Origin of the sequence: Paenibacillus sp. MB22_1 (assembly GCF_047200555.1) — a bacterium.
GTDB lineage: Bacteria > Bacillota > Bacilli > Paenibacillales > Paenibacillaceae > Fontibacillus > Fontibacillus phoenicis.
The window spans coordinates 1931187-1952883 of the sequence record NZ_JBLADV010000002.1; the positions used below are offsets into that span (position 1 = coordinate 1931187).

At 56.3% G+C, this 21697-nt stretch carries 15 protein-coding genes; 12 read left to right on the forward strand and 3 right to left on the reverse strand.

Features of this window, described 5'->3' with window-relative positions:
- The first annotated feature begins 75 nt into the window (after positions 1-75).
- The 5 genes from ACL02P_RS20700 to ACL02P_RS20720 all read left to right on the forward strand — a co-directional run bounded on the left by ACL02P_RS20700 (position 76) and on the right by ACL02P_RS20720 (position 6342).
- Positions 76-672, forward strand: coding sequence for an AAA family ATPase (locus tag ACL02P_RS20700; protein ID WP_036644450.1), 597 nt, complete (start codon positions 76-78; stop codon positions 670-672).
- 192 nt (positions 673-864) lie between these two features.
- Positions 865-2637 carry an ABC transporter ATP-binding protein gene (locus ACL02P_RS20705; RefSeq protein WP_323078913.1) on the forward strand — a complete coding sequence of 591 codons (1773 nt, stop codon included), beginning with the start codon at positions 865-867 and terminating at the stop codon, positions 2635-2637.
- A complete protein-coding gene (locus ACL02P_RS20710) occupies positions 2615-4561 on the forward strand; it encodes an ABC transporter ATP-binding protein (RefSeq protein WP_412838005.1) in 1947 nt (648 codons plus the stop codon). The genes ACL02P_RS20705 and ACL02P_RS20710 overlap by 23 nt, the downstream gene beginning before the upstream one ends.
- Positions 4561-5313 carry an AAA family ATPase gene (locus tag ACL02P_RS20715; RefSeq protein ID WP_412838006.1) on the forward strand — a complete coding sequence of 251 codons (753 nt, stop codon included), beginning with the start codon at positions 4561-4563 and terminating at the stop codon, positions 5311-5313. Before ACL02P_RS20710 ends, ACL02P_RS20715 begins: the two co-directional genes overlap by 1 nt.
- A 162-nt stretch (positions 5314-5475) precedes the next feature.
- The gene (locus tag ACL02P_RS20720; RefSeq protein WP_412838007.1) at positions 5476-6342 is read left to right on the forward strand and encodes an SDR family oxidoreductase; all 867 of its coding nucleotides are present in this window, start codon (positions 5476-5478) and stop codon (positions 6340-6342) included.
- 508 nt (positions 6343-6850) lie between these two features.
- Here the strand turns inward: ACL02P_RS20720 and ACL02P_RS20725 are convergent.
- On the reverse strand, positions 6851-7156 hold the full coding sequence (locus tag ACL02P_RS20725) for a putative quinol monooxygenase (RefSeq protein ID WP_009224014.1): 306 nt from the start codon (positions 7154-7156) through the stop codon (positions 6851-6853).
- Between the two features lie 132 nt (positions 7157-7288).
- On the opposite strand from ACL02P_RS20725, the gene ACL02P_RS20730 reads away from it, so the two are divergent.
- The 7 genes from ACL02P_RS20730 (at position 7289) to ACL02P_RS20760 (ending at position 17760) form a co-directional block, all read left to right on the forward strand.
- The gene (locus ACL02P_RS20730) at positions 7289-8182 is read left to right on the forward strand and encodes a TIGR01777 family oxidoreductase (protein WP_260071368.1); all 894 of its coding nucleotides are present in this window, start codon (positions 7289-7291) and stop codon (positions 8180-8182) included.
- A 129-nt stretch (positions 8183-8311) separates the two neighbouring features.
- On the forward strand, positions 8312-9631 hold the full coding sequence (locus ACL02P_RS20735) for an extracellular solute-binding protein (protein WP_036644455.1): 1320 nt from the start codon (positions 8312-8314) through the stop codon (positions 9629-9631).
- A gap of 60 nt (positions 9632-9691) precedes the next feature.
- Positions 9692-10570 (forward strand): carbohydrate ABC transporter permease, encoded by an 879-nt coding sequence (locus ACL02P_RS20740; RefSeq protein ID WP_009224017.1) that lies wholly within the window; start codon positions 9692-9694, stop codon positions 10568-10570.
- A 14-nt stretch (positions 10571-10584) separates the two neighbouring features.
- Positions 10585-11478, forward strand: a complete 894-nt coding sequence (locus ACL02P_RS20745; protein WP_009224018.1) for a carbohydrate ABC transporter permease — start codon at positions 10585-10587, stop codon at positions 11476-11478.
- A gap of 40 nt (positions 11479-11518) precedes the next feature.
- Positions 11519-13465, forward strand: a complete 1947-nt coding sequence (locus ACL02P_RS20750) for a sensor histidine kinase (protein WP_009224019.1) — start codon at positions 11519-11521, stop codon at positions 13463-13465.
- The gene (locus tag ACL02P_RS20755) at positions 13462-15045 is read left to right on the forward strand and encodes a helix-turn-helix domain-containing protein (protein ID WP_412838008.1); all 1584 of its coding nucleotides are present in this window, start codon (positions 13462-13464) and stop codon (positions 15043-15045) included. The genes ACL02P_RS20750 and ACL02P_RS20755 overlap by 4 nt, the downstream gene beginning before the upstream one ends.
- A 57-nt stretch (positions 15046-15102) precedes the next feature.
- Complete coding sequence (locus ACL02P_RS20760; RefSeq protein WP_412838009.1) at positions 15103-17760, forward strand: beta-mannosidase; 2658 nt, start codon at positions 15103-15105, stop codon at positions 17758-17760.
- A gap of 176 nt (positions 17761-17936) precedes the next feature.
- Here the strand turns inward: ACL02P_RS20760 and ACL02P_RS20765 are convergent, their stop codons facing one another.
- Complete coding sequence (locus ACL02P_RS20765) at positions 17937-19946, reverse strand: Na+/H+ antiporter (RefSeq protein WP_260071362.1); 2010 nt, start codon at positions 19944-19946, stop codon at positions 17937-17939.
- A gap of 172 nt (positions 19947-20118) precedes the next feature.
- Positions 20119-21150: a ribonucleotide-diphosphate reductase subunit beta gene (locus ACL02P_RS20770; protein WP_009224023.1), complete on the reverse strand. Its 1032-nt coding sequence runs from the start codon at positions 21148-21150 to the stop codon at positions 20119-20121.
- Positions 21151-21697: the final 547 nt, after the last annotated feature.

The following is a 21697-nucleotide window of genomic DNA, read 5'->3' on the forward strand; positions in this document are numbered from 1 at the left end:
CGGAGAATCCAATATCGTACAATAGGACAAAAGGTATATCTGCTCGCAATTGTCGAAGGGGGATTTTTGGACATCATGTTGAAATTGGTCTTTTTCGTAGGAGTCGCTGGAACGGGGAAAACGACGGTGGCTCGCAAGCTGGCAAGACGGATGCCGGCGGCTTTTTTGGATCGGGATACGGTGGGCGGCCGCTGTGTCGAGAAGATTCTGGCGATGAACGGTCTGGACGTGAACGACCGGGATTCCGATTTTTACAAGCAGCACCTGCGTGATCTGGAATACGATACGACGCGGGACATCTGCATCGAAAATTTGGCGGCCGGCCAAAACGTATTTATGATTTCCCCGTTCACGGCGGAACTGAAGAACAAAGACTGGATCGAAACGCTGCTTCAAGAGGCGGGTCTCACCAAGAAGGAAGTGGACGTGAAGGTGGTTGTCGTGACGCTCAAGGACATGGAAACCCAAAAGGAACGGATTATCGAGCGCTGTACGGACCGCGATACGTGGAAGCTGGAGCATTGGGACGATTTTAAGCACCGCGTGCAATTCGTGCCGGAGATTAATTGGGACATCCCGTCTTCATCGATTCTTGTGTTCGACAACAGCGGCGAGCTGACGGAGGAGAAAGTGGACGGCATTTACCAATTTATCGTTGGGGAACAAAATTAAGCTAAAGGCATACATCATGCCCTTCCTGAGATCCGGTTGATTCCGGACAGGAAGGGCTTTTTTGCTATAGCGTGTTGTACGCTTGTTTTCCGCTGGAAAAATACACAAGCCCTCCCAACTGATTTATAATAAAACAACATAGTTCACCAAATTGGCGATTCTTACGGAATCACCCGCACTGGAGGTATCAGGATGTCCGTCATGACCGCTATTTTCAAAAAATACCGCATCGCCGCCATCTCCGCGATAGTGATGCTGCTGATTGAGCTGGCAGTGGAACTGGTTCAACCGCTGATCATCTCGCGGATCATCGACCACGGGATTCGGCAGCACGCAGTGTCCGTCGCCTGGATTTGGGGCGGGGTGCTGATGGGAAGCGCGTTGGCGGCATTTCTCGCCGGGATCGCCAGTTCCTTTTTCGCCTCGCATGTGAGCCAAGGCTTCGGGTACGATCTGCGCGACAAGCTGTACGAGAAGGTGCAGTCTTTTTCGTACGAGGTGTTTAACCGATTTGCTGCTTCGTCGTTGATCACCCGGCTGACCGGGGATATTACGGTGTTGCAGGACGTGATCTTCATGTGCCTGCGCTTTGCGTCACGGGTGCCGCTGATTGTTGTCGGGAGTGTGGTGATGGCGCTGGTCGTGCATGTGAAGCTGGGGCTGCTGCTGACGTTGACCGTTCCCGTCTTGCTGGCGTTCGTCCTGTGGATGATCCGTAAAGCGTCCGCTTTATTTCGTACGGTGCAGCGGCGAACGGATAATGTGAACGGCCTGATCCAGGAAAATTTGACCGGCATGCGGCTGATCCGCGTGTTCGTCCGGATGTCGCACGAGATTGGGCGCTTTGAGCAGCGCAACCGCGAGCTGCGGGAGGGCACGGTCGCCGCTTTGAAGCTGACGGAGACGACAATGCCGTTCCTGCTGTTTATCATGAACGCCGGGATCATCGCGGTGCTGTGGTTTGGCCGAATCGAGATTGCGGACGGGGGCGCCAGCGTTGGTGAAGTCGTCGCCGTGATCAACTATTCGCTGCGTACGATTGGCGCGTTGTCCGCGTTGTCCTGGATCATGAGCTCCTTGTCGCGGGGAGCGGCATCCGCCGGTCGGGTGCGCGAGGTGCTGGAGGAGAGCGATCCGGTAGGCGAACGGGAAAGCCGCGCAGGAGGGGCAAGCGGTGCAGATGCGGAAGGAGAGGCGGCGCCGATCCAAGGCCGCATTGAATTTCTCGAGGTCTCGTTCCGCTACCCGGGTCGCGATGTGATGGCGCTGGAGCGGATTTCGTTTACGGCGGAGCCGGGACAGCGAATCGCCATCCTGGGGGCCACCGGCTCAGGGAAATCATCGCTTGTCCAGTTGATTCCAGGCATGTATGAGCCCACGGAAGGTACGATCCTCATCGATGGAACGGACATTCGCGAGCTGGATCGGAAACGGCTGCGCCGTTCCATCGGTTATGTGCCGCAGGAAGTGATGTTATTCTCTGGTACGATCCGGGAAAATATCGCCTGGGGGCGCGAGGACGCTACGCTGGAGCAAATCCAGACTGCAGCCCGGCAGGCGCAGATCCATGACACGATCGAGCGGCAGCCGCAGGGTTATGAGACGCGGCTTGGGCAACGCGGCGTGAATCTGTCCGGCGGACAGAAGCAGCGCCTGTCGATCGCCCGGGCCTTGGTCCGCCGCCCAGCCATCCTCATCCTAGACGACAGCACGAGCGCGCTGGACGTCCGAACGGAGGCGGCCTTGTTGAAGGAGATCTCGCGCTTGTCCTGCACGACGCTGCTGGTGACGCAGAAGATCAGCTCCACAATGACGGCGGATCTGATCCTGCTCCTGGATGACGGGCGGTTGATCGCCAGCGGCAAACACGAGGAATTGCTGCAGCATTCGGAATTATACCGGCGGATTTGCGAATCCCAGCTAGGAAAGGAGGCGGAAGCTCATGCCGTTCAAGACCTTCACTGAACCGTTCCGGCATCCGTACCCGAAGCTGGATCCACTATCACAGGTTGCACAGCAGGGCGGAGGCTCCCGGCAGGATCCAACTCCTGCGGCGACTGCGCCTCGCCGGCCCGGCCATGGCGGTGGACCCGGCAGCGTACGGCCCAAACTGCGAGCGAAGAATTGGTCCGGCACGCTAAGCCGAATTTGGAGTTATCTATCTGCTCACAAAGCCCGGCTGGCCGCGGTCCTGCTGATGGTTGTATTCAGCTCAGGATTAGCGCTGTTGGGTCCTTATCTGGTTGGGGCGGCAATCGATGAGTACTTAGAGGCCGGCAGCGGCCGGCCGTGGGTGCTGTTTCTCATCGGACTAACGCTGGTCTTTGCAGGGTCGTCGCTCACCTCCTGGTTACAAAATATCTGGATGATCACCATTGCCCAGGAGACGGTGTACCGCATGCGTTCCGAGCTGTTCGCCCAGCTGCACCGGCTGCCGATTCCGTACTTCGGCAAGCGCCAACAGGGCGAGATTATGAGCCGGTTGACCAATGATATGGACAACGTCAGCTCAACGCTAAACAGCTCGGCGATCCAAATTTTCTCCAGCGTGCTGACGCTGGTCGGAACGCTGACGGTCATGCTGTACCTCAGCCCGCTGTTGACGCTGCTGACGTTCCTCGTCGTGCCGCTGATGATGGCCGGGATGCGTTGGATCACGAAGCGGACGGGGCCGCTGTACAAGCGGCGCCAGCAGGATCTCGGCAACCTGAACGGCTACATCGAGGAGACGTTGTCGGGGCAGCGGATCATCAAGGCGTTCTCACAAGAGCAGCGGGTGCTGCAAGGCTTCCGCGAGCGTAACGGTGCGATCCGCAGCTCCAGCTTCTGGGCGCAGACGATTTCCGGCTTCATTCCAAAGCTGATGAACGGGCTGAACAACCTTAGCTTTGCGATCGTGGCAGGGATCGGCGGGGTACTGGCCGTGCGCGGGAGCGCCGGAGTGACGGTTGGGGTGATCGTTGTGTTCGTTGAGTATGCGCGGCAATTTACCCGACCGCTGAACGACCTCGCGAACCAGTGGAACACGCTGCTGTCGGCGATCGCCGGTGCGGAGCGGGTGTTTGAGGTGCTGGATGAGGAGATCGAAGCCAGTGATGAACAAGGGGCCGTGGAGCTGTCGTCCGTTCGGGGCGAGGTGGTCTTTTCCAATGTGTACTTCTCCTATGAAGAAAATAAAAACGAGGGCGGCGATACGCTGGAGGGAATCAGCTTTACCGCGAATCCGGGCGAGACGATCGCTTTGGTCGGGCCGACGGGGGCCGGCAAAACGACGCTGATCCAGCTGCTCTCGCGCTTCTACGAACCGTCCCGGGGGACGATCACGGTCGACGGACGCGATATCCGCACGATCCGGCGCGACAGCCTGCGATCGCAGATGGCGTTTGTGCTGCAGGATTCGTTCCTGTTCCAGGGCACGATCCGCGAGAATATCCGCTTTGGCCGTCTCGATGCGACCGATGCGGAGGTGGAGGAGGCCGCCAAGCTGGCGAATGCGCATTCCTTCATCGTGCGGATGCCGGGCGGCTACGACAAGGTGCTTGGCGCAGACGGCGGCGGCATCAGCCAAGGGCAACGGCAGCTGCTGGCCATCGCGCGGGCGATTTTGGCGGATCCTTCGATCCTTGTGCTGGACGAGGCGACCAGCAGCATCGATACCGTAACGGAGATCAAAATCCAAGAGGGCCTGCAACGCCTGATGCAAGGAAGAACCAGCTTCGTGATTGCTCACCGTTTGAATACCATTCGTCAGGCTGACAAGATTCTGGTCCTGAAGGAAGGCCGTTTGATCGAGCAGGGCTCGCATGAAGAGTTGCTGCGGCGGCGCGGATTCTATTACAGCTTGTACCACGGCGGCTTGGACGCAGAACAAGAGGAGGGCGACGCCTAATGGAGTGGAACGCCTATCTGCGGCGGATCATGTTGCAGCGGGACGAGGTGCCGACGTTTGACGACTATCCTTTCCATTTACCGGCGGTCTCGTCGCTGGGGCAGTTGGAGTTCCACCCGAAAGTCACGTACATCGTCGGCGAAAACGGCATGGGCAAGTCCACGCTGCTGGAGGGCATCGCTGTTGCTCTGGGATTTAACCCGGAAGGCGGCACGATGAACTTCAGCTTCGCGACGGCTGAGACCCACTCTGATCTGCATCGGTATCTTCGAACCGTAAGGGGGCCGATGCGGCCGCGGGACGGCTTCTTTTTCCGGGCGGAGAGCTATTATAACTTGGCTTCGGAAATCGATCGGTTGGACCGGGAACACAGTTTTGGCCCACCTATACGCAACTCCTATGGCGGGAAATCGCTGCATGCGATGTCGCATGGCGAATCATTTTTCGCTGCGTTTATGAACCGCTTCAGCGGGTACGGTCTGTACATCTTGGACGAACCGGAGGCGGCGTTGTCTCCGTTCCGGCAGATGGCGATGTTGTCGCGGATCCATGAGTTGGTCGGACGTCGCTCCCAATTTATCATTTCCACGCATTCGCCCATCCTTATGGCCTATCCGGACAGTCTCATGTATCAGCTCACGCCGGACGGGATCAAGAAAACCACGCTGGAGGAGACCGACCATTATATCATCATGAAGGAGTTCGTCAATCGTCGGGAGGGTATGCTAAGGGAGCTGCTGCGAGAGGAGTAAGTAAAGGGTTATCGAGCAGCCGGCCGTTTCGTCTACCCATCCCGCGTTCCCGGCACCATTCATCATGTAAGATATTTTTGACTTATCGATGGTGTGTAACTATAATAGTTACAGGTGAGAATGTAGACTGCATGGCAATCCATTTGATAGGAGGAGTCTTGGATGAAGATTTTGGTGACAGGGGCGACGGGGCAACTCGGCGCCAAGGTGGTTGAAGCGCTGCTGGCTTCGGTGCCAGCAGAACAGCTGGCAGTGAGCGTACGCGATCCCCAGAAAGCTAGTGCGTTAAGCGAGCGCGGCGTGGACGTGCGACAGGGGGATTTTGATGATCCGGCTTCGCTGGACACGGCTTTTGCCGGTGTGGAACGGCTGCTTATCGTATCCACGCAGGGTGACAACGATACGCGGACTCGCCAGCACTTGGCGGCTGTCGCGGCAGCAGAACGTGAAGGCGTTAAGTTCATCGCCTATACGAGTGTGGTGAATGCTGCAGCGAACCCGTTGGCGTTAGCTCCCGTCCATAAAGCGACCGAGGAAGCGATTGCGAAAACGGGCATTCCGTACGCCTTCTTACGGAACAACTGGTACATCGAAAATGAAACAGGGACGATCCAAGGCATTTTGGCAGGAGCCCCGCTTGTAACTTCCGCTGGAGACGGCAAAGTTGGCTGGGCGACGCGTGAGGATTACGCGCAAGCCGCAGCAACGGTGTTGGCTGGCAGCGGCCATGAGAACAAGATTTATGAGCTGTCGGGACCCGTGCTGACGCATGATGAACTGGCGAAAAAGATCGGTGAAGTTCTGGGCCGTGAAGTTCCCGTCCAGCATGTTGACGATGCGGCCTATGCGGAAACGATGCGCGGTGCGGGAGTGCCGGAACCGGTGGTTCCGTTCCTCGTCTCCATCCAAAGCGCGATTCGCGAAGGTGCGCTGGACGTTCCGAGCGGCGACCTGGAAGCTTTGCTGGGCCGGCCGGTAACTCCGGTCGTGGACGCCATTCGCGGCATCGTAAAAGAACTGCAAGCCTAATGACGAAAATCCCTGTTCCGGGAGTGGAGCAGGGATTTTTTGCGTTCAGCGGCTTTCCCATTGGAGCTGACGCCGGCGGGTCAACTGCAAAAGTGCAGTTGATTTTCCGCGAAACCGGCTATTTTTAGCGGCTGAAATGTAAAAGTGCATTTCATTCAGGATCAAATCCGTGGAAAGAGGAGTTTTTACCGGATTTAAGCTGCACTTTTACATTTGAACGCCCTAAATCGAGCCAAAATAACGAAAATGAACTGCACTTTTACATTCCACCTGCGACTAGCAGGGGATTTGGCAATGCGATTATGCGAGTAGTCACTCTGCGACTAGCAGGGTATGCGACATTGAGACACTTCGGCTATGTGAATATACGACTCAGCAACTATGCGACTCTGCTACTAGCGGCCATGCCATTAAGCGAGTATGTGGCTTTGCATCTATGCGATTTTGCAACTCTGTGACTTTGCGAATATTCGACTTTGCGTCTATACAAAACTCTGCAACTCTACAGCTACTTAATGCCTTTCCCGCCCATCGGGCGGAGCGGAATCGACTCCACGCCGGCGATCAACGGCATGGCCCGCTGAATCATTGCCCGCGTGGCTTCATCTTGCAGTGAGGCGTCGTGGGCTTCCTTGCTGCTCCAGACCTCGGTGACCCACACGGTCTCGGGCTCCGTCTCCGAAACGTTTACTACATACAGCTCACAGTCCGGAGCTGCCCCCGCACCCGCAGCGGCTTCCAACAAGATGTCGACCAACTGGTCGCGCGTCCCGGGTTGCGCCTTGAATTTGGCGTACATGCCGAACTTGTCCACCGGCCATCCTCCTCATCTTTAGTTAGAAGAATTATCTCCTACCCCTACTCGGTTTGCAACTCCCAGGCGGAATCCCCTCCTTACCCTCCATGATATAATTAAATAAAATATCAGGGCGAAGGAGTGGAACGCATGCCAAAAGTGGTATTGGCCGGGGGGACGGGGTTTGTTGGACAGGCGTTTGCGAGGCGGTTTCGGGAACTGGGGGCGGAGGTAAAGATCATTTCCAGACAGGCTCCCCATATCCCTTGGGAGGATCAAAGCGCCATTGTGGAGGCGTTAGAAGGGGCAGACCTGCTGATCAATTTGGCCGGCAGATCGGTAAATTGCCGTTATACGCCGGAGAACCGGCGTCTGATCTTAAACTCCCGGACGGAAACGACACGCCAGCTTGGGGAGTGCGTCCTGGCTTGCCGCCGTCCGCCGGCGTTATGGATCAACTCCAGCACGGCAACGATTTACCGGCATGCAGAAGACCGCCCGATGACGGAGGAGGGCGGAGAAATCGGCACGGGATTTTCGGTGGACGTTGCGAAGGCGTGGGAGGAGGCTTTTTTTGCCTTTGACCTCCCGGCTACAAGGCAAATCGCCTTGCGGATCGCCATCGTGCTGGACGACGGCGGGGTCATGGCCCCCTTGCGGAACCTGGTTCGCTTTGGACTGGGCGGTGCTCAAGGATCCGGCCGTCAGCAGTTTAGCTGGATTCATATGGAGGACCTGTTCCGAATCGTCAGGTTCCTGCAGGAGCACCCTGAGCTGGACGGCGTGTTTAACGCATCCGCTCCGAACCCGGTCACGAACCGGGAGTTGATGGCCAGCCTGCGCCGGGCGATGGGCGTTCCGATCGGCCTGCCCGCACCGCGCTGGTTGCTGGAGCTGGGCGCACGTTTCATTCGCACGGAAACCGAGCTGGTGCTGAAGAGCCGCTGGGTGTTGCCGGAACGGCTGCAACGGGCGGGATTTACCTTCCATTACGATACGCTGGAGAAAGCGCTGGAGGAAATTGTAGGTCGAATGAGGGGCTAACATTTAAGAGCATAAGAGAGTGTGGAGTGCCGAAATTTTTCACCCCTGGTGCCGCGATTCTTCTCCTTATGTTTTGAGAGCGCTAACATTACAATGGGTTTAATCAAAGCAAGGGGGGAATCAAACAAGATGAAAAAATGGATATCACTATTGTGCAGCGCCGCCATGCTGATGGTATTGCTAGCTGGTTGCGGCGGGGGGAATGAAGCTTCCGGCAGCGGAGATAATGGTGGAGAGAAGGTAAGCATCTCCATCTGGCATAACTGGACAGGCCAAGACGCGAAAGCGGTGGCCATGCGAAAAATTATCGAGGACTTTCGGGCCCAGCATCCCGAGATTGAAGTCATCGACGAAGGGCTTCCGACTGACGGGTTAAAGACTCGGCTGCGGACGGTAGCTGCGGCCGACGAAATGCCGGACTTGTTCGTCATGTGGCCGGACGCCATGACGAAGGAATTCGTGAAGGGCGATTTGCTGCAGCCGATCAATGACGAGCTGGATGCCAATCCGGATTGGAAGAACAATTTCATTCCGAATGCGCTGGACGGCTACACCGTGGACGGAAAAATCTACTCCGTGCCGATGAACCTGGCGCCAAGCTCGTTTATTTTCTACAACGATGCCCTGTTTAAGAAATATAACGTCAAAGTACCGGAAACGTGGGAAGAGCTGGAGACGGCGGTCAAAACGTTTAACGACAACGGCGTCATACCGATCGCGCTGGGCAACAAAGCGAACTGGGTCGCACAGTCGACGTTCTTTAGCACCGTGGCGGACCGGATTACCGGTACCGACTGGTTCTTGAAGGCAGTTGATCAAGACGGCGCGAAGTTTACGGATCCTGAGTTTGTCGAAGCGCTGACTACATTCCAGAAGCTGGGTGAAATCAAGGCGTTCCAAGACGGCTTCAACAGTATCGATGAAACGCAAATGATGCAGCTGTACTTCCAAGGGAATGCCGCAATGGTTGTAAACGGCGGCTGGGCATTAGCAAACCTGGTGAACAACGCACCGGCGGAAGTGCTGGATAACACGCATATCACCATCGTTCCGACAATCCCGGGAGGCAAAGGTGCGCCAGACACCACCTCGGGCGTCGTAGGTACCGGTCTCGGGGTTAGCAAGAAGCTGACCGGAGCCCGGAAAGAAGCGGCGATGAAGCTGTTCTACGCCTTGGCAGGTCCAGATGGACAAAAGGCAACCTTGGAGAGCAGTACGCTCGTCAGCTACAATATCGAGCTCGACAAGAGCAAAGCGCATCCGCTGTTTGTTGAACTGTACGATCTGATCCAACGTGTGAAGATTGTTCCGGTTTACGACTCCAAGCTGGGCTCGGCCACGGTTGAAGTGGTGAACAACGGGCTGCAGGAGCTGCTGATGGGCGGCAAGGCAGAGGATATCGCCCGCAAAATCCAGGATGCACAGGCTGCATCAGTAGCCGCCAATTAAAGCGAACCCCTTCCCCTCAGGGGAGGGGGATTATTTTTCCTCTTAAGGATGTGAGAAAGCATGAACGCATTGCGCAGCAAGAGCTTTATCATCACCGGACTGCTGCCCGCGCTGGTGATTTACTCGCTGTTCGTCTTCGTGCCGGTGATCTGGTCGGCCTACTACGGCTTCTTCAACTGGTCGGGCATCGGCGAAGCGAAATACACCGGCCTCAGCAATTATGCGGAAATCCTGCGAGATCCCATATTCTGGCGGGCGCTGAAAAATAACATCGTGTTCGTGCTGGCCTCGGTGTTCGGACAAATTCCACTCGCTCTCGTGTTGGCCGTGCTGCTGCACAAGAGCAACCTGCTGCAGCGCTTCCTGCGCTCAGCGGTATTTTTGCCGATGGTGTTGTCCACGGTGGTCATCGGGATGATTTGGCAGTACATTTATCACCCGCAGATTGGGATTCTGAACTTTTTGCTGGATGCATTGGGATTGTCCAGTTGGAAGCTGGATTGGCTCTCGGACGGCAAGATTGCGATCTATTCGCTGCTGCCGCCGCTGATCTGGAGCTACGTTGGATTGTATCTCATCATCTTTATGTCCGCGCTCCAGAACATTCCGGGCGAGATTCACGATGCGGCTAAAATCGACGGCGTCTCCGGCGTCCGCAAGCTGCTAACCATCTCGCTGCCGATGATTAAGAACACGGTGCAGGTGGCGGTTATTCTATGTATTTCGGGCAGCTTGAAGTCCTTCGACCTGGTGTACATCATGACGAAGGGTGGACCGGCGCATGCGACGGAGCTGCTGGCGACGTATATGTATAACTCCACGTTCTCGACCTACCGGTACGGGTTCGGGAGTGCCATTTCCACCAGCATCATGATCATTAGTTTGTTGTTGATCGGAACCAGCCAGTGGCTGACCAATCGTAAAAAGGATGCCGCTTAAGGAAAGGAGGAACCATGAACTTGAACATCAATACAACCACAACGTTATCCGCGAAAAATACAGGGGTTGGCGGCGGCGGACGGGTGTTAAGGAAGACAGGCCGCACTTTGTTTTGGGGGCTGTTGACGCTTTATGGCGTGATCACGCTGTACCCGTTCTTATGGCTGGTCATCAGTGCGTTTAAGACAAATGAAGATTTCTACGTCCGGCCCTTTGGACTCCCGCAGGTGTGGCATGGCGACAATTTCACGCGGGCCTGGGAAAGCTCGCGGCTGGGCACAGCGTTTGGCAATTCGGTGCTCGTGGCGATCGGCTCGCTAGTGCTGACGTTGTTTATCGCCGCACTAACCTCGTTTATTCTTGCCCGCTTCCAGTTCCGATGGAAAGGCGGGGTACTGACCTTTTTTGTGATCGGGATGCTGATTCCGATTCATAGTACGTTGGTTCCGTTGTTTATTCTCATGAAGCAGATGTCGTTGCTGAACACGTATTGGGCGTTGATTCTGCCTTATACCGCCTTTGCGTTGCCTACAGCCGTGTTCGTGTTGACGGCCTACCTGACGAGTGTACCGCGTGAGCTGGAGGAGGCGGCGTTTATCGATGGGACCGGTCTGTGGGGGTTATTTTTCCGCATCATGCTGCCGATGTCGGTTCCGGCTTTGGCGACGGTGACGATTCTTAGCTTCCTGCATTCCTGGAACGATTTCTCCTTCGCGCTGGTGTTCATCAACAAGACGGCGCTCAAAACGTTGCCGCTGGCTATCGCCAACTTCGCTGACGGTTATCAGACGGATTATGGCTTGTCGTTCGCGGGGATGACGCTGTCGGTTATCCCAACGATCGTCCTCTATTTGCTGTTTCAGGAACAAATGATGAAGGGGATGACGGCCGGCGCGGTGAAAGGATAAGGGAGGAACATCCTACACCGAAGCAAAGGGGGAGCGCAAGATGGTGCATAAATGGTTGACTACGTCGCTTCAGCGCAAGCTGTCGGTGGTTGTTGCAGGGTCCATGATCGTGCCGATGTTGGCCTTGGGGCTGTTCGCCTTTGTGATCTCTTCCAACATTACGGAGGAGAAAACGAAGCTGACCGGCAGTGACATGCTGAAGCAAATGGACGCCAATTTGCGCTTTATGCTGGAGGATATCGAAACGTTATCGATCTTCCTGATTGGGGAACGGGATCTGCAAACTTATCTGGCTGGTCCGGACGACGACGAAGCGAAGCGAACGGAGCTGGTCGGGCGAATGACCAATTTGGCGGCCTCCAAGCCTTATATCGCGAATATCGCGATCTATCCCGAACGGTTCGACGCGCGGCTATCAACGGCCACCTGGTATGAAAATGAGCTCCCCGAGGAGGCGGCGAAGGCCATTGCCGGCGGGCGAAAAACGTGGTCCGGCGTGTACGAAATTCGCGACTATGCCGGGATGGAGCAGGTGATCACCTTGTTTCGGCCGATCCGCAGCATCTACGATTTTCGCCGGCTGGGTTGGCTGGCGATCAGCCTGGATGAACAGGAGCTGGCCCGCAATCTGGAATCGCCGGAGTTTGGTCAAGGGATGGGCAAGGTGGAACTGGTCGGGGGAGACGGGACGATTCTGTCCTCCGCCGACAAGTCCAGGCTGGGCCGGCCGCTGGATGACTATGCGCCCGGCCTGTTCGCATTGCTTCCGGGTCGCTCCCCGGAAGGAGACGGCGTGAGTGAGCCGCTCCCTGCAAGTATGAACATCAGCGGTAGCGTAATCTACGGCGAAGGGGACGGCAAGTCGACGGTGCTGTACCGTCATGAGCCCTTAACCGGATGGATGCTGGTAGGCAGCGTCCCTTACGACCAATACCGGGCGGAGAATCGCTACATCCTCACGTTAACCGCCGAGGTCGTTGGTGTGTCGGTGCTCGTGTGCACGCTGCTCATTTGGTTTACCGTTCGCCGGATTACCCGGCCGCTGCGCGTGTTAACCCGTCATTTGTCGCGGATCGATCCAGAGCGGCCTTTGCCGCGTTTTCCGGCGACCTCGGACGATGAGATCGGGCGGTTGGGTCATAGCTACAACATGCTTGGCGCGCATATCGAACGATTGAAGCGCGAAGTGATCCGCGGCGAGGCTCGCAAGAAAGAGGCCGATTTGCGTGCATTACAGGCGCAGATCAATCCTCATTTTTTATACAATACGTTGTCTTCGATCCATTGGATTGCCCTGATGTCAGGGGAGCGGCGCATCGCCGATATGGTCGAAGGGTTAAGCGACTTCTTGCGGATCAGCCTCAATCAGGGCAAAGATTACTGCCCGGTCGAACAGGAGGTAGCCCATATCCGAAATTATGTGCGAGTCCAGTCGATCCGCTTCCCCGATAAATTTACCGTCGAGTATTTCGTAGATGAGACGCTGAAGGACAAGTGGATGCTGAAGCTGCTGTTGCAGCCTTTGGTGGAAAATGCCTTGATCCATGGGATTCAAAAACGCGAAGGGATCGGTACAATCACCATCTTCATACAGCCGGAGGGAAAACGCATGAACGTAACGGTCATGGACGACGGGCTTGGCATGAACGCCGAGCGTTTGCAGGAGGTACGTCAATCGCTGCTGCTGCCCGCAGCTGACGGGGAGGAGAACGGGCGGTCAGGGATGCCCGGAACGGCCTTGGCGGAGACGACGGCAACGGCGGTTACGGACGAAGCAGCCCCAACAGCGGCAACCATGGCAATAACGGCAACTGCGTCAACAGCGGCAACAACAGCTACGGGGTTGTCTGCCGGATACGGGCTGCGCAACGTTAACGAGCGGCTGCTCTTGCATTACGGACGAGAAGCCGGGCTCTCAATTGACAGCCGGGAAGGCGAGGGCACGCAGGTTTCATTTTCCATTCCGATCATGGAGGAATCGCCATGAATGTATTGATTGTAGATGATGAGGTTATTATCCGGACCGGGCTGGCCAGTGTCATTTCCTGGAGCGAGCTTGGACTAAATCTGCTTCAGCCGGCTGCTTCTGCAGAGGAGGCGCTTGAGCGGCTGGAGGTGGAACGGCCGGATATCTTAATCACCGACATACGGATGAATGGCAAAACCGGCTTAGAGCTGGCGGAGGAAGCTGTGAGACGTTTGCCTGGGCTGGAAGTGATCATTTTATCTGGATATGGGGATTTTGCCTATGCCCAACAGGCGATTCGCCAGGGCGTTAGCGATTACCTGTTAAAAACGAGCAAACCGGAGGAAATCATCCGGACGGTGCTCCAAGCCAAGCAACGGTTGGTGGAGCGTCGGGCCGAGGATTCCCGCGCACATCGGCAGGCCAGGGAAGAACGGCAGCGGCAGCTGTATAAATGGGTGATCGAAGGTGAGGCGGGAGCGGCTCCTGCGGATCCCAAGCATGCGGGTTCGAGTCAGGATCTGAAGAACTCCGGCCATCCGGGGTACCGGCAAGTGCTGATTCTATCCGCCGGCGGCTGGGGCCAGGAGGATGAGGCCGATTCGCTGCTGCGGTTTGCCGTTCAAAATATGCTGGAGGATCTGCTGCCCGGAGCGGCGGTGTTGATCCATCAGGGGCGGATCGTTTGCGTGACCGGACCCGAACCGAGCGCGGTACATTCCAGCGGCCAGCGGTTCAAGGGAATGCTGGAACGTATCGAAAATTTGCTGAACTGCCAGCTGCGCTTGGCCGCCGGCGTACCCGTGGAGGATCCGGATCAGGTGCATCAAAGTTATGTGACTGCACAGGCCGCTTTTGCTTACCATGATCTGCTCCCCGGCGCGAAGCTGCTGGATTACCAGGCGTTCGCGGATCGTAAAGGCGGGAAGACGGTGATCACACAAGAAGAGGAGAACGAGCTCGGCTCGATCTTATTAGAGCAGGATCGGATGGCGTTGCGAGCTTGGACACACCGGCTGGCTGACGAGCTCACCGCAGATCCGGAATGCACGCCGGAATCGTATCAAGCCTGTTTGCAGTCGGCGGCCGTTGCGGCGCACCGCTGGCTGGAGCGTACGCTCCGGGCGTTAGGGAAGGAAGGGGCCGCACGCTTCGCGCCTTGGCTGCAGCAGCACATCGGAGGTGCGAAGCTGAAGGATGAGCTGTTCCGTCATCTGCATGCCGTCATGAGCTTATATCACGGTCAACTTGGTGAGGGGCAGGCTTCCCATGTGCAGCGGGCCAAAGCTTATATGGAGTCCTGCCCGGCAGAGGAGCTAAGCTTGCAGCAGGTTGCGGCCTATGTGCACCTGCATCCCAGCCATCTCAGCGAGCTGTTCAAAAAAGAAACCGGCAGCACCTTCGGCGATTACGTTACCGCCTTACGAATGCGCCGGGCGATGGAGCTGCTGGCTGTATCACCGGCAAAGGTAAGCGAAATCGCCGGACTCACCGGATACGAGGACGTGAAATATTTCAGCCGGCTCTTTAAGAAGCATACCGGCAAGACGCCAAGCGAATTTCGCGAGGAGGCGCCGGGAGGAACGATCCAGCAAGCTTAACGGCACGGAAGGGTTATCTGTCGATACTACATCTCATCAGGAAAAGAGGGACGATTTATGATCATATCGGGACCATGGAAGCTGCAACATTTTGAGATTGGTGAGAAGCCGCCCTTGGAGCTGGCCGCCCCCGGCCTGGACGATCGCTTCTGGATCGAGACCAACGTCCCGAGCGACGTTCACTCGACGCTGCTCGCGCGTGGTTTGATCGATTCCCCGTATTACGGACACAACGATGCGAAATGCCGCTGGATCGAACGGAAGGAATGGTGGTACCGCACGACGTTTGAGTTGGAGGCCATGCCGGGGGAAGCGGAGAGAATCGAGCTCGTATTTGAAGGGTTGGACACGTATGCGTCCGTCTTTGTCAACGGGCATGAAATCGGCTCAACCTCCAACATGTTCCGCTGCTATACATTTGATATTACGCGGATCGTCCGTGAGGGGCGGAACACGATAGCGGTCCGTTTTGATCCGCTGTATTTGCATCATCGGGACAAAGAGCAGCTCGAATGGTCCTCGTATACGAAGGAGCGGCAATGGATCCGCAAGGCGGCGATGAATTTTGGCTGGGATTGGGGGCCGCGGATCGTCACGACCGGGATCTGGGGACCGGTTCGGTTGGAACGCCATAAGCTGGCGAAGCTGACAAGCGTATATGCCGCAACATTATCCGCGAGGGCGGAGGAAGCGGTGATCCAGGTAAGCGCAGAAGTGGAAGCGTACCGCTCCGGGACGGCGGCGGTGGCCGTCGCCCGCCTGCTGGACGCGGAGGGCGAGGAGGTCGCGTCCGCTACACTTTCGGTGCTGGATGCGGGAGAGACCCTTGTAGGCAGACAAGCCGCGCTAAGGCGGGCCTTCCCGAACGCGATCCATACGAAAGGGGCCGCATCGGCCGAACTGCGTGTTGCCTGCCCACGGCGATGGTGGACGCATGACTTGGGCGAACCTTATTTGTACACGTTGCAAGTGACGCTTTTGGCCGGTGATGAAGAGATTGACCGTTACGAGCAGCCCTTTGGCATACGGACGCTGGAATTATCGCTGCAACAACCTGACGGCAGCCCTTCGTTTGCTTTTATCCTTAATGGCATTAAGGTTTATGCCAAGGGAGCCAACTGGATTCCGGCGGATCATCTGATCGGATCGATTCCGGAGTCGACGTACCGTGGATTAATCGAACTGGCCGTGGAAGGGCAAATGAACATGCTGCGCGTATGGGCGGGCGGCATTTATGAGAAAGAGATTTTTTACGAGGAGTGCGACCGGCGCGGGGTGCTGGTGTGGCAGGATTTCGCTTTTGCTAATGCGTTGTTTCCGGACTTCAACCGTGACTTTATGGACAATGTGCGGCAGGAAATTATCGATAACGTCAAGCGGCTGCGGAACCGGGCTTCGTTGGCGCTATGGTGCGGCAATAACGAAATCGACTGGCTGTATGACATGAAGTCGGCTGCTGGGGATATTACCGGGGATTTTTTTGGAGAGACGATTTATCATGAGCTGATTCCTGGCTTGCTGGCCGAGCTGGATCCGTATCGACCGTATTGGCCTTCGTCGCCGTATGGGGCGCAGGATGGGTATGATGCCAACGATCCAAATCATGGGGACCGCCATAACTGGCAGGTGTGGCATGGGTCGGTGTATCCGCGCATGCAGGGCGAGAAGCCGTTGCTGGATTACAGCATCGAGGGCGTCACGTTCAAAAATTTTAAAAAAGACTTTGCCTTGTTTAGCAGCGAGTTTGGCATGCACGCTTCCGCAAACCGGTATACGCTGGAGAAGAACATCCCGGAGGGGCAGTTTACTTGGGGGAGCGCCGAGATGGCGTACCGGAACAAGGATACGAATCACCGCAAAGGGATTTTGCTCATGGAGGGCTATACCGGGATTCCGCAGGATATCGAGGAGTATATGAATTTCTCCATGTTAACGCAGGCCGAAGGGCTAAAATACGGGATCGAGCATTATCGCCGACATCGTCATCGGAACAGCGGTGCGCTGGTGTGGCAGCTCAACGACAGCTGGCCGGGGACGAGCTGGTCAATGATCGATTACGAGCTGTTGCCGAAGGCTTCGTATTACTATGGGAAGAAGTTTTTTCATCCGGTGCTCCTGTCGCTGGAGCATGAACCGGGCGAGCCGCTGCGCGTGTGGGTCGTGAACGACACGCTCGAGCAGCTGGAGGGGACCGTGACGTTAACGGTACATCCTTTGGTTTGGCAGGACGGAGTGGCCGAAGCGGCGGAAGCATCAGAAGATGCGGGAGACAGGGGCGCTCGTCAGTTTACGTTTACGGCGATGGTGCCGCCGCAAACGGCGCTGCTGCTCGGGAGCTTGGATGAGGCGGAGGCGCTGGCGGGTTTGGCGCCGGAGGAGGTGCTGGTGGAGCTGAGCGCCGCCGGGTTCAGCGCACCGGTGAACCGCTACTACCTGCGCGATCCGAAGGATATCCGACTACCTGCGACCGAGCTGGACGTGCAGGTGGACGAAGCAGAGCAGACCGTCACGGTCACCGTCTCCGGCCAAGCTATCGCCCGTCTGGTGAAGCTGGAGATGCCGCTAGGCCAGGTCCGCTACAGCGACAACTACTTCGACCTGCTGCCGGGCGAGAGCCGGACGGTGCGCCTCCGGCATCCGGGCGGCTTGCCGCTGCCCTGGGCGGCGCTGCGAGTCGGCGCCCTGAACGCCGCCGCCGGGCCGGGCAAGCGCTAGGGCGGGCGGCGGCGGAGCACGTTACTGCGCCCGCGTAACGAAACGAGAAGACCTTCCGTTAGATTTTTTTAGCGGCGTTTTTTCGCCGAATAAGCGCACTACGTTCCGTTACACTTGCCCGCCGCCCGCAGCGCAAAAAAACGCCTCCACATCTTGTGGAGGCGTTTTTGGCATTGCTATTCCTCGTGCTCGAAGAGGGTGATGCCTTCGATTTGGTTGATCGTTCTGCGCAGCTCCCGGGCTTGCTCCCGGCTGATTTCGCCGTTTTCGAACATGCGGTTGACTTCCGCGCGTTCGGCATCCATAACCAGCAGCCGCAGCTCTTCCTTCTGCGCTTCCGTCTTCTCGTTGAATGGATTCGCGGAGCCTTTCAACCGAGCGATGGCGCGCTTGTAATCCAGGATGACGTATTGAATGAGGTTGTCGGAAGCGTCTCCTTTTTTCAACCCCTGTAAATACTCGAGTGCTGCTTGCAAGGCCTTCAGGTGGATGTCCCGCCCTACGGCCTTCATGTTGTCATCTTTGTATTTCCGTCTCGCCCGCCGGAAATCCCGTACTGTCGTACCAACCAGGAAGAAGAAGCGGGAGCTTCCGCTTTGCGACAGCTTCTCTTCACGGTGATCCAAAGCCTTCTCGAAGGTTTCATACATGACTTTGTCTATGCTGCCTTCTTGGACGGCTTGCTGGATGTAGTTGCGTTCTACCTTCAGTGCGGCCCGGTGCAGTTCGGTGATTTTCCCGATCATTTCTGGCCGATCCAGCCGCTGGGCTCCCCATTGATCCAAAGCGGGCTTAAGGAGCCGGCTATACTCATCCATAAGCTGATAGGCCGCGACCTTATTGTCCTCGTCCATGACCTCTTTGATTTTGTTTAGCGCAACGCGCAGCACGCGGGTCCGAGCTTCGTTATAATCGAGGAACGGACTGTCCTCTTCGCCTGGCGCGGCCCCTTTGCTAAGCATCGGCAATAAGATCGTGGCCGCAATCAACGTAAACAAGATGACGCCCGCTGCCAAGAACAGAATCAATGACCGTTCCGGGAACGGCCCGCCGCTGGCAACCACATAAGGGATAGACAGGACACCGGCCATCGTCACCGCGCCGCGGACCCCGGTCAAGGTGAGCAGCAGGCTGGACTTCACCGTAGGTTTATCCCCTTTGCCTTTTTTGTAATCATGAATGGCAAATAAATGCGACCAGATAAAACGAATCCCCAGGATTCCAACCCCAACAATGAGCACGTACCCAATCGCCAGCACATTGTTAATATTCGGGTTAGCGACAGTATCCTGAATCGACGACGGGATGTTCAGACCAAGCAGCAGGAAGACAACCCCGTTCAGGACGAACAGCAGCGTGGACCAAATATTTTCCGTTAACAATTGTTCCTTGGCCAGCATCGTTTCCGTCCGCTCCCGCACCAGCGAATGCACGATACCGCCGACAACAACGGCAATAACGCCGGAAGCATGCAGGAATTCCTCCGTCACGATAAAGATCAGGAACGGCGTGAGAATTTGCAGCAGCGAGTGCAGCGTGGCATCCTTAATCCCTTGTTTGAGCAGCGAGAACCGGATCCAAGCCATCATCAAGCTGAGCACTAAACCAAGCAAGGCCCCGATCACGAACATATAGGAGAAGTCATATAACGCTTCTTTCAGAGAAAAATACCCCGTCACGACCGCCGCAACCGCGTAGTTGAAAGCGACCAAGCCGGAGGCGTCGTTGATCAACGATTCACCCCGGACCAGATTCAGCACTTTCTCCGGGATATGAATCCGCTTGGCGATACCGTTGACGGCCACCGGGTCGGTAGGGGACAGGATTGCCGCCAATGCAAATGCCGCGGCCAGCGGAATGTCAGGAATCACGGCATGGATGAGGTAGCCGCCTCCCAGCGTAGTTAACACGACGAGGACGATGGCGTTCCCGAGAATCGCCCCGCGCATATTCCATAGTTGGTCGCGAGGGAAATACCTGCCGTCGTTGTACAACAGGGGGGCTACGAATAGCAACAAAAACCATTCCGTTTCAAGCTCTAGCGAAAACTCTTTGTAGGCCAGCGCGATGAGGATCCCGAGAGCGATTTGAGTAAGTGCGGTTGGGATCATCGGGATGTAGTGGCTGATGATGTTGGAAACCACCAGACAGATGAGCAGCAAAATGACAGTAATCAGTAAATCCATGAAAGCAACGTCCTTCCGATGTGTCCGGGCACTGGGCCGATTTGGTATTGATTATAGCATATCCGAATTTCTTAAACCGAATTTAAACGGACAACTGCTTTTAACGAAAAAAAGCTCCTCCGCAGCCGATGCGGAAGAGCAAGAAGCAGTTTCACTTAGGTAACCCCAGGTATTACAGGTCATCGAACCCGTTGTCGTCGCCGACCTTGCCGTAGTTGCGGGATTTGGCCTCGAAAAAGTCCGTTTTCGTTGCGTTCAACGCTTCGTCGGAGAACGGCTTGATCCACGGCATGCAGTTGATATCCACGCCCGCGTACGCTTTCTCCAGCCCCATTAACGTCAACCGTTTGTTGGCGATGTATTTAATGTAATCGGACAATTCGTTTAAGTCGATGCCGGGGACATTTTTTAACGTATAGTGCGCCCAGTTCGTCTCCAGTTCTACCGCCCGGTCGATCGTGCGGTATGCGTAATCGATATTTTCCTTCGTGTTTAATTCCGGATAATCGATCAGCAGTTGCTTGAACACTTCGGCGAAGAAGTAGCAGTGCTGGTTCTCATCCCGTTGGATGTACGAGATCATTTGGCTGGTGCCCATCATTTTCTGATCGCGTGCGAGGTTGTAGAAGAACGCAAACGTACTATAAAAGAAGATGCCCTCAAGAATAAGATCCGCCACCAGCGCTTCAAAAAACGATTGCGGCGTCGGTTCATCACGGAAGTTCTGATAGATGTTGGCGATAAATTTGTTGCGGTCCAGCAGCACCGGATCATGCTTCCAGTACTCGAAAATTTCTTTCTGCTCCTGCTCCGACACGATTGAGGACAGCACGTAGGAGTAGGATTGGTTATGGACCACTTCCTGTTGCCCGATGATCGCCGAGATCGCCTCCAGCGATGAGTCGGTGAAGTAGCGCTTTACATCGCCCACAAACATCGTCTGCATCGAGTCGAGCACGGCCAAGAGCGAGATGTTGATCTTGAAGGTGCGCTGCTCTTCCGGATCGAGCAGGGCGAATTGCTGCGCGTCTTTGGCCATCGGGATTTCGTCGGCGATCCAGTGGTTGAGCAGCAGCACCTTGTACAGCTTGTACATATGAGGCATGCGAATGTCGTTCCAGTTCAGGATGCCCGAGCATTCGCCGCCGATGATGCGCGTTGATTTGTTGGGGGCTTCGGTATTAAAAATCGTTTGAAGTTGCATGGGATTTCGCTCCTTAATTTGTGTTGAGTAAGTTGTACATGGAATGGGATTTGCGGGATCAGGCCGCCGGCTGAAATGTTCTTCCGATCGCTGTTGCTCGCGGATTTCTCTGGTTGGACTAGATTCAGAAGTTGTAGAAATCCGCTCACAAAGGCGAACGTCTGGCCCTGATCCCGCATGTATATATGTTCAAAAATGTGAGCGCATCCCCGCAGGGGATAGCGCCTCCGAGCACGCAGTTACGTATAAAGCGCCCCTGCTGCTCTCTCGTCTTGCACCAAAAGTAAGTGTATCCCGAAGGGACAACGCCTCATTGCACGTGGTTTCGCCAGTAACGCCCCAAAGTCGCAGTCCCCGCCTCCGCAGGAGCGCCACAGTAGAGCGGGCCCGAAGGGCGGCAAGCGGCTCATCCCGCCTGCGTCCCCCCGGGTGCGCCGAAAGCAGCAGTCCTGAGCAGCACGGTTTTCCAGGTCACCCGGGAGCGCCCAAAGTAAGACGTACCCGAAGGGGGAAAAGCGTTCCACGAGCCAACCTCAGCGAATCCCCG

Coding starts and splice junctions, on each gene's coding strand:
- ACL02P_RS20750 (WP_009224019.1), top strand. CDS start 11,519: ATGGTGCATAAATGGTTGACTACGTCGCTTCAGCGCAAGCTGTCGGTG.
- ACL02P_RS20730 (WP_260071368.1), top strand. CDS start 7,289: ATGCCAAAAGTGGTATTGGCCGGGGGGACGGGGTTTGTTGGACAGGCG.
- ACL02P_RS20710 (WP_412838005.1), top strand. CDS start 2,615: ATGCCGTTCAAGACCTTCACTGAACCGTTCCGGCATCCGTACCCGAAG.
- ACL02P_RS20770 (WP_009224023.1), bottom strand. CDS start 21,150: ATGCAACTTCAAACGATTTTTAATACCGAAGCCCCCAACAAATCAACG.
- ACL02P_RS20705 (WP_323078913.1), top strand. CDS start 865: ATGTCCGTCATGACCGCTATTTTCAAAAAATACCGCATCGCCGCCATC.
- ACL02P_RS20760 (WP_412838009.1), top strand. CDS start 15,103: ATGATCATATCGGGACCATGGAAGCTGCAACATTTTGAGATTGGTGAG.
- ACL02P_RS20735 (WP_036644455.1), top strand. CDS start 8,312: ATGAAAAAATGGATATCACTATTGTGCAGCGCCGCCATGCTGATGGTA.
- ACL02P_RS20740 (WP_009224017.1), top strand. CDS start 9,692: ATGAACGCATTGCGCAGCAAGAGCTTTATCATCACCGGACTGCTGCCC.
- ACL02P_RS20720 (WP_412838007.1), top strand. CDS start 5,476: ATGAAGATTTTGGTGACAGGGGCGACGGGGCAACTCGGCGCCAAGGTG.
- ACL02P_RS20755 (WP_412838008.1), top strand. CDS start 13,462: ATGAATGTATTGATTGTAGATGATGAGGTTATTATCCGGACCGGGCTG.
- ACL02P_RS20765 (WP_260071362.1), bottom strand. CDS start 19,946: ATGGATTTACTGATTACTGTCATTTTGCTGCTCATCTGTCTGGTGGTT.
- ACL02P_RS20715 (WP_412838006.1), top strand. CDS start 4,561: ATGGAGTGGAACGCCTATCTGCGGCGGATCATGTTGCAGCGGGACGAG.
- ACL02P_RS20745 (WP_009224018.1), top strand. CDS start 10,585: ATGAACTTGAACATCAATACAACCACAACGTTATCCGCGAAAAATACA.
- ACL02P_RS20700 (WP_036644450.1), top strand. CDS start 76: ATGTTGAAATTGGTCTTTTTCGTAGGAGTCGCTGGAACGGGGAAAACG.